Raw genomic sequence first — 8,047 nt, forward strand, 5'->3', positions numbered from 1 at the left:
GCCTCATCGCGGCACGGATACTTTGCGGATACTTGTTCGGCGCGGCACGGACGTGCGATAAGCGCAAAAAGCGTATTAGCTGCAAAATTTTTAAAATTTAGCCGCGCTATGTATTTAAAAAACGCAGCTCATGCTCTTTTGGCACGGGGTGGACTTTCGGGAATTTTTAAAAATTTTAGCGGCTCCGAATTTAAACAGAGCAGAAACTTTCGTGGCTTTAAATTTAACGTCTGGTCGGGCGGGAGTGTGTCATGGTCTCGCTAGAGCGGCTTCGCTGCGAAAAGATGGCGAATGACATCGCCGAGCAGGTTAGCTTAAATCCGGCGCTTTTTGAGGCGTTTTGCAGCGTCGCTAGAAGCGAGTTTGCCCCGCTGGGCGCGCACGCTTTCAGCCTTAACGCGCAGCCCATTTTAGCCAGCCAGTGGATCAGCTCGCCGCTGACGGTCGCGCGCATGACGATGGCGCTAAGCGTCGATCCGAAGGTCGAGAAAATTTTAGAGATCGGCTGCGGCAGCGGCTATCAAGCGGCGATTTTAAGTAGGATGGTTCACCGCGTCTTTGCCGTCGAGCGCGTCGAGCGGCTGGTGGGCGAGGCGAAAAGGCACTTTGCAAATCTCGGGATTTCAAACATCAGCCTGCGTCACGACGACGGCAATGCCGGGTGGAAAAATTTCGCCCCTTTCGATAGGATCTTGCTCTCCGCATGCGCCGAGCGGATCGACGAGCGGCTGTTTGTGCAGCTGGCAATCGGCGGAATTTTGGTCGCTCCGATGAATAGAGGCGGCTCGCAAAAGATAGTTAGATTTAGTAAAATTTCGCCGAGCGAGATCAAGGAAGAGGAGCTCGGCGCCTGCGAATTCGTCCCGCTGGTGCAGGGTCGCGGATAGATCTAGCGCGCAGTAAATTTTAAAATTTCCTACCGCCTCCTAGCGCGTAAATTTAATAAAATTTGCTTTCGCACTCCGTCGCGAGATCAGAGTTTTATTAATTATTTATTTAAATTCAAGTACAATACACAATTTTAATCTTTCAAGGATGAGTCATGCAAGATTTTAGCAAGGAAAAGATCGAGTCGCTGGTCGCCAGCTGGAAAAATCACAACAAAAACCAATTCTGGCTTAAAAAACAAACCGCAATTTCAAAGTATTTAGGCGAGATAAAGCGCTGCCTCGCAAGCTTTGATGAGACCGAGAACGAGTTTTTGCAAACTTTATATATAAATCTCAGCGACGGCAATCTTAGAAGTTGCAAAATTTTATCTTTGGGCGAGAAGTTCGCGCACGCCGAGTATTTCTTTATGGATCAGTTTTTTGATTCCAATATCAGCGCGTTTTATTACGATTTCGCTTTTAAAGACCGCATCGTCGGCAAAAAGGAGCTGTTTCCTAAAAATGCCGTAAAAAGCGTAGATAGCGCGCTTAGCGGCGAGGACAAAAACATCGTCTCGCTTTATATTTTCATCGAGAATATCGTCAAAAATTTCAATAGCTATTCGCAGGAGCGCACCGCGCGCGATATTTTTAAACAAAAGCTAGTCAATTTCTACGACGAGCTTTACAGGCTTCTTACGGCGGTGGACAGCGCTTTGGCGATCGATTTTTTCGACGTCGCGCTGCATAATCAGCCCTTCGTGCTGATGGAATTTTTAAAATCCGCGATAAATGCCGATAATTTCTATCTGATCGATAGCTACTTAAGCGACGACGGGATGCTAAATTTAGGACTTGCCGAGGACGGCGATTTCGCGCAAATTTCGCGCGAAAAGCTCTATCTGCTAGCTAGCATATTTGCGCAGTGCAACGATGAGTTTCCGACGCTCGTTTATCGCGATGAAACCGCGCAAATTCTAAGCTTGCTTTACGACGAAAAGGTTGAAATTTTCGAAGAATTTTACGAAGTAAGTTCGCGATTTATCGCAGAATTTACCCCGTATCCGCAGGATGTCGTTGGCGCGGCTAGGATCGTGTACTCCTCGCTATTTTTTGAATACGTCAAAAACTACAAAAGCGAAGAGGTCGCGAAAAATACGATATTTTACGGTGCGATCGGTACCGGCAAAACTCGCAGGCTGCGATCTTTGATCACCGAAAAGAAGCTCGCGACAAAAAATTTCCGCTACGTTTGCCTGCACGAAGGCTTTGAATACCGCGATTTTATAGACGGATTTTACGGCGAAAGTTTCATCAATGGCGAGTTTAAGGCGCTGTGCAAAGAGGCGCTAAACGATCCGAAGGGCGAGTATTATTTTCTGATCGACAATGCAGGTGCTGCGAGCTTGGATAAAATTTTAGGCGAGGCTGCGGTGCTTTTGGATCGCCGCTACGACGAGAATGATAAGCTTTCGCTGATCCGCACGAAAAATTCCCACGTAATCGACGGCTTTGAAGAGGGCGAAAAAGCGCGCGCTAGCGTCGTTTTAAAGGACGGCCACTCACATTTCGCGGTGCCTAAAAATTTATACGTCCTATGCACTCTAAATGAGTACAAATGCGTTTCGCCGTCGATTGCAAAGGCGTTTAGATGGATCAGATGCGAGTGCGATTACGGCGCGCTTGAGGATTATTTAAGAGATCGCGAGATCGTAAATGCAAGCGCGGTCGTTGCGGTTTGCAAGGCGCTGAATAAATTTATCGCCGATGAGGCAAAGGCCCTCGGTGCTATCGGGCACGGCGTATTTATGGGGCTAGCGCGCTATCAAAACAATGCGCAGATCATGCAAGAGGGGCTAAGCGGCTTTTTCGCCGAGGTGCTTGAGCCGATCTTTAGGTGCGCGTCAAGCGGCGAAGATACCGCTACGAACCTTGGCGAGCGTATCGCAGAAGCTAAGGGCGTGTTTAAATTTTAACCGCCGCTTAGCAGGAATGGTTATTTGTTATGAAATTTTAAAATTTCATAGCATTGTGCTTCACTTGCGCTTAGATATACGGCGGTGAAATTTGGGTTTTAAATTTGGCAAGAGTTTGCGCGGCGCTATTTTATTTGCGACGCTCCGTAGCAATGTCGATCTATTAAATCGATATAAATTTAGACTTGAAATTTTAGTTCTCGCCGCCATACTTATCGGGCGCGTGGAGTTAGAGTAAAATTTTGAGCTTTAAATTTAGCCTCAGCCACTAAATTTACACAAATTTTTATTTTAAAATTCCCGCGATATTTTATATACGGAATTTTGCTTGTCGGCGCAATCGCCGTTTTGATTAAATTTGATTGAATTGAAGTGGGTCTATAAATTTAAGCGACGCATGCTTTTAAATTTAGCCCAAAAGCCCCGCGCCTTTTACTCTGTGCGAGCGATCCGCCGCGTAGATCCTCTTCCCGCCTACTACTTTGCCGCCCTTTACGTCGTATTTCCAGATCGGCGCGGCCGCCTTGAAATCCTCCACAAACTCGTTTATTAGCGCCAGAGCGACCTTGCGCTGCGGGCTTACGACGCCTGCTACGTAGGAGCTTTCGTGGATCGGCACATCCCCGTTTGCATGTGCAAAAAGAACGAATGCGCCCTGTGCCGCAGCCTTTTGCTGCCACGCTTCAAACCAAGTCCGCAAAATCGGCTCGTATATATCGAAGCTAAGCGCGCAGATGCCGCCCTCTTCGCGCACGATGCCTACGAAAGTAATGAACGCGCCGCAATTTGCGTCTTTAAATTTAGCGTACCAGCGCGATAAAATCGCGTTCACATCTAAGCTGCCCTCATAAATTTCAGGCTTGATCCCGCTTAAAATTTCCGGATTAAATTTAGCCTCGCTCATCGCCGCCTCCTAAGCTTAGCCGCCGCAAACGGGAGGCAGAAGGCTCACGCGATCGCCGGATTTGAGCGCAAAATTCGCATCATAAATCATCTTATCGTTTACCGCTACGGCGCAGTTTGCGAGCCACTCCCGCAGACTTTCGTCCTTTTGCAGCTCCGCTTTTACCTCTTGCAAGGAGTTTGCGTTTAGGTGCAGGGGCTCGCGCCCGATCGGCCCTAAAAATTCTATCTCTACCATTTTTATCCTTTTTTAAAAATTGGGCGATTTTAACCAAAAATTCATAAAATTTTATATAATTGCCTAAAAATTTAATGAGGAAAAACGATGAAAATCGATGAAATTTCTACCCCCGCTTACGTATGTGAGGAGCAAAAATTGGTAAAAAATTTAGAAATTTTACGGGGCGTGGGCGAGCGAAGCGGCGCGAAAATTTTATGCGCGCTAAAAGGCTTTGCGTTTAGCTTCGCGATGCCTTACGTTGACAGATACCTCTGGGGCGCCACTTGCAGCGGCCTACATGAGGCGAAATTTGCTGCAGAGTTTATTAAAAACGGCGAAATCCACACATACTCGCCCGCATTCAAAGAGGATGATTTGGATGAAATTTTAAAAATTTCAAACCATGTCGTGTTCAATAGCGCCGCGCAGTGGCAAAAATACCGCGCAAAGGCGCTCGCTGCGGGTGCGTCGTGTGGACTACGGCTAAATCCGCAGACCTCCTTCGCGCCCAAAGACGCTTACAATCCGTGCGGCAGCTTTAGCAGGCTAGGGATGAGCCTTGAGGCGCTGCAGCGGGCGATCTTGCAAGACGGCGATTTTTTGCGCGGCATCTCGGGGCTACATTTTCACGCGCTGTGCGAAGAGAGCGCTCAGAGCTTAGAGCGGGTGCTCGAGGTTTTCGAGGCGAAATTCGGTAAGTATTTTAGAGCCCTAAAGTGGCTAAATTTCGGCGGCGGGCATCATATCACGCGTGCAGGCTACGACGTAGAGCTACTGATAGAGCTGATCAAAAAATTTCGCGAAAAATACGAGGTCGAAATTTATCTCGAGCCCGGCGAGGCGGTAGGCTGGGAGTGCGGATATTTAGTCGCTAGCGTGCTTGATATTGTAGAAAATGGCGCTAAAATCGCTATTTTAGACGCTTCCGCTGAAGCTCATATGCCCGATACCGTGCTGATGCCGTATCGTCCTGCGGTGCGCGGCGAGAGCGAGAGCGGTAAATTTAGCTATCGTTTTGGCGGCAATACCTGCCTCGCAGGCGACGTCGTGGGGCTTGAGAGCGGACAGCCCGAGTATAAATTTGACGCGCCGCTAAACATCGGCGATCGGGTGATTTTCGAGGATCAGATCCACTACACGATCGTGAAAAACACGACCTTTAACGGCATCAAGCTGCCCGATCTCGTCTTAGCGGACGAGCGCGGAGAGGTTTTGGCAATCAAAAAATTTGGCTACGATGAGTACGCGAGGCGAAACTAGCTCCGCACTTAATGCAAAAATGTAATTTTACTTTGTAAGAAAATTTTTTGCAAAAAATGATATAATCGGTCCGAATTTTATATCTAAGGAAATCCATGAAAAGATTGTTTCTCGCGCTTTTTGCCTGTATTTATGCGCAGGCCGAAGAGAAAAAATATGCCGATATCGTGCAGGGAAATAGCGATGTTTGGGGCAATGCAAGGCTTGAAAACATCGATAGCTACGGCAATGGCTTCGGTCCGATTTTTCTGCAATTTCAAGGACATCTGCAAAGCTCGGGCTTTTTTGCTTGGTTGGCGCTGGGCGCGGTTTTAGGCGTAATCATAGCTTTTATTGGGCACTACGCGATCATAGGGCCGAAGCACTTCGATCATCATGCGGGCAAGCCGATCTATGCGTTTAATAAATTTGAGCGACTATACCATCTTGTAGCGGCCGTCGCATGGGCGATCTTGGTTCCGACAGGCTTGATTATGATGTTTGGCGAAGAATTCGGCGGCGGCGCTTTCGTGAGATTTTGTAAAAACGCTCACGGACTGGCTACGATAGCGTTTGCAATCTCCGTCGTGCCGATGTTCTTGCTGTGGTTTTGGCGTATGCTACCGCGAGCTTACGATATCAAATGGATGATGATCGTGGGCGGCTATTTAAGCAAAAAGAAGCGCACGATCCCTGCGGGTAAATTTAACGCAGGCCAAAAGGCGTGGTTTTGGGTCGCGACTTTAGGCGGTATAGTGATGATAGCGACGGGTGCGTCAATGTTTTTCCTAGACTACGATATCCCCGCAATGAGAAGTGCGCTAGGTATGAGTCAGATCGAAATTTTAAGAGCAAGCGCGATTATTCATAATCTTTTGGGTGCGGTCTGCGCGGTCTTTTTGCTCGTGCATATCTATATGGCGGTCTTTGCGATCAGCGGTGCCATTCACTCGATGATCGACGGACACAAGCCGGAGGAGGAAGTTTACGTACTTCACCACTACTGGTATCGCGAGCTGCTCGATAAAGGGCAGATCGCCAAATCGCAATTTGAAGCGAAGTACCCGCGCTTATAACTTGGGTAAATTTTATGCGGGCCTGCTTGCGTGGGGCTCGCATTAGCTTTGAGGTTCAAAGAATTTTTATTTTTAAGGATTACATATGCAACTAGATTGTCGCAATTTAAATTGCCCGGAACCGCTTTTACGCACTAAAAAAGCCCTCGGCGAGCTAAAAATCGGAGAGAGTTTAGAAATTTTAGTAAACGACGTAGCGCCGTGCGAAAATATAAAGCGCTTTTTGGCTAAAAATGGCTTCGAGGCGCAAATTTCACAAGCGGGCGCCGATACGCTTATAAAAACTGTAAAAACGGACGAGCTGAAAGATGAAAATATCGACGATATTTATTGTGACGTCACGGTGCCAAAAAGAGGCAAGGTGATATTCCTAAATGAGGAGCAGTGCGGAAGCGGCCCGATCGGAAAGAGCTTGCTTGCTAAATTTTTAGGCGCGGCGCTGAACCTAGACGAAAAGCCCGTGAAAGTGATCTGCGTAAACAACGCCGTGCTTATAACCACTAACCGCGGCCACGAGTGCTTTGAGGCGATTAAAAAATTAAACGAAGCGGGAGCTGAAATTTTAAGCTGCGGAAGCTGCCTAGAGGGCTATAAACTAGTCGATAAGCTCGCAATCGGCGAGATCTCAAACGCATACGAAATCATGGACGTCCTATCAAAATACGAAGTAATCAAGCTATGATCTACAGAGATTTTAACCTCACGAAATTTATTGCAGCCGCCGGTTGAGCCGCCAAGCTTGACCCGGCGGGTCTAACCGAAAATCTTGGAAATTTAATCGAGCCCAATGCGAGCCTGCTGTCGTCCACCCGCAGCAACGAAGATGCGAGCGTGTTTCGCATAAGCGATGATCTTGCGCTAGTGCAGACGCTCGATTTCATAACTCCTTTGGTGGACGATCCATTTATTTTCGGACAGATCGCGGCGGCAAATTCCCTAAGTGACGTATTTGCGATGGGCGGCGAAGTGATAAACGCCCTAAACATCGTGGGTTTTGACGATTGTCATTTCTCAAACGAAATTCTGCGAGAAATTCTGCGCGGCGGCAAAGACAAGATCAAAGAGTGCGGAGGGGTCTTGGTAGGCGGTCATACCATCTCTACTCCCGAAATTTATTACGGACTTAGCGTTACGGGGCGCGTAAATCCGCGTAAATTTTGGAGCAATAATACAGCACGCGAAGGCGACCTGCTGATCCTAACAAAACCTCTCGGTACGGGCATCATCGCTACTGCTATCAAAGCAAAATTTCTTAAATTTGAAGAATTTCGTGACGCGATAGAGAGCATGATTTTGCTAAATTTTTATGCCGTGGGTGCGTTAGCGGGTCTAAAAATACATGCCGCGACCGACGTGACGGGCTTTGGACTACTTGGACACGCGCTTGAGATGATAAACGAGAACGTGAGTTTTAAAATTTATCCTAGCAAAATCCCGCTTCTAAAAAGCGCCCTCAGATGCCTTGATGAGGGGCTGATCCCCGCCGGAAGCTATAAGAATTTAAAATTTATCGCACCGGGCGTCGATTCCGAGCCGGACATAACGCTTTGCGACGCACAAACCAGCGGCGGACTTCTGCTTGCCGTAGCGGAAAAGGACGCGGCGCGAGCGCTTGTAAATTTAAAAAACGCAGGCTACGCTAGTAGCGCTATCGTCGGCGAAGTAGTAGGGCACTCCGAACATAAAATTTATTTAGTTTAAAATCTTTTTTATTCAGCCCCCTTTAAGCATCGCTTCTGTATAATCACAATTCTGTTTCGCACC

The 8,047-nt window shown here is 47.7% G+C and carries 8 protein-coding genes; 6 read left to right on the forward strand and 2 right to left on the reverse strand.

The features are described 5' to 3' along the window. The first annotated feature begins 251 nt into the window (after positions 1-251). Both QZ176_RS08525 and QZ176_RS08530 read left to right on the forward strand, forming a co-directional pair. Positions 252-887, forward strand: a complete 636-nt coding sequence (locus tag QZ176_RS08525; RefSeq protein WP_295152818.1) for a protein-L-isoaspartate(D-aspartate) O-methyltransferase — start codon at positions 252-254, stop codon at positions 885-887. A gap of 155 nt (positions 888-1,042) precedes the next feature. After that, positions 1,043-2,845 (forward strand): hypothetical protein, encoded by a 1,803-nt coding sequence (locus QZ176_RS08530; protein WP_295152820.1) that lies wholly within the window; start codon positions 1,043-1,045, stop codon positions 2,843-2,845. 409 nt (positions 2,846-3,254) lie between these two features. Here the strand turns inward: QZ176_RS08530 and QZ176_RS08535 are convergent, their stop codons facing one another. Then, positions 3,255-3,749 carry a molybdenum cofactor biosynthesis protein MoaE gene (locus tag QZ176_RS08535; RefSeq protein ID WP_295152822.1) on the reverse strand — a complete coding sequence of 165 codons (495 nt, stop codon included), beginning with the start codon at positions 3,747-3,749 and terminating at the stop codon, positions 3,255-3,257. A gap of 15 nt (positions 3,750-3,764) precedes the next feature. Next, positions 3,765-3,986, reverse strand: coding sequence for a MoaD/ThiS family protein (locus tag QZ176_RS08540; RefSeq protein WP_295152823.1), 222 nt, complete (start codon positions 3,984-3,986; stop codon positions 3,765-3,767). An 87-nt stretch (positions 3,987-4,073) separates the two neighbouring features. Here QZ176_RS08540 and nspC point away from each other — a divergent pair, with 87 nt between their 5' ends. From nspC to selD, 4 genes are all read left to right on the forward strand, one after another. Then, the gene (gene nspC / locus QZ176_RS08545) at positions 4,074-5,228 is read left to right on the forward strand and encodes a carboxynorspermidine decarboxylase (RefSeq protein ID WP_295152825.1); all 1,155 of its coding nucleotides are present in this window, start codon (positions 4,074-4,076) and stop codon (positions 5,226-5,228) included. Positions 5,229-5,323: 95 nt separating this feature from the next. Continuing rightward, a complete protein-coding gene (locus tag QZ176_RS08550) occupies positions 5,324-6,283 on the forward strand; it encodes a formate dehydrogenase subunit gamma (RefSeq protein WP_295152827.1) in 960 nt (319 codons plus the stop codon). An 85-nt stretch (positions 6,284-6,368) separates the two neighbouring features. Next, on the forward strand, positions 6,369-6,965 hold the full coding sequence (yedF, locus tag QZ176_RS08555) for a sulfurtransferase-like selenium metabolism protein YedF (RefSeq protein WP_295152829.1): 597 nt from the start codon (positions 6,369-6,371) through the stop codon (positions 6,963-6,965). Continuing rightward, positions 6,965-7,984 (forward strand): selenide, water dikinase SelD, encoded by a 1,020-nt coding sequence (gene selD / locus QZ176_RS08560; protein ID WP_295152831.1) that lies wholly within the window; start codon positions 6,965-6,967, stop codon positions 7,982-7,984. Before yedF ends, selD begins: the two co-directional genes overlap by 1 nt. The last annotated feature ends 63 nt before the right edge of the window (positions 7,985-8,047 follow it).

The organism is uncultured Campylobacter sp. (genome assembly GCF_905373215.1).
In the GTDB taxonomy this organism is placed as follows: Bacteria; Campylobacterota; Campylobacteria; order Campylobacterales; family Campylobacteraceae; genus Campylobacter_B.

Excerpts from the sequence above, each read along its gene's own strand:
- QZ176_RS08525 (WP_295152818.1), top strand. The coding sequence starts at position 252 with ATGGTCTCGCTAGAGCGGCTTCGCTGCGAAAAGATGGCGAATGACATC.
- QZ176_RS08530 (WP_295152820.1), top strand. The coding sequence starts at position 1,043 with ATGCAAGATTTTAGCAAGGAAAAGATCGAGTCGCTGGTCGCCAGCTGG.
- QZ176_RS08535 (WP_295152822.1), bottom strand. The coding sequence starts at position 3,749 with ATGAGCGAGGCTAAATTTAATCCGGAAATTTTAAGCGGGATCAAGCCT.
- QZ176_RS08540 (WP_295152823.1), bottom strand. The coding sequence starts at position 3,986 with ATGGTAGAGATAGAATTTTTAGGGCCGATCGGGCGCGAGCCCCTGCAC.
- nspC (WP_295152825.1), top strand. The coding sequence starts at position 4,074 with ATGAAAATCGATGAAATTTCTACCCCCGCTTACGTATGTGAGGAGCAA.
- QZ176_RS08550 (WP_295152827.1), top strand. The coding sequence starts at position 5,324 with ATGAAAAGATTGTTTCTCGCGCTTTTTGCCTGTATTTATGCGCAGGCC.
- yedF (WP_295152829.1), top strand. The coding sequence starts at position 6,369 with ATGCAACTAGATTGTCGCAATTTAAATTGCCCGGAACCGCTTTTACGC.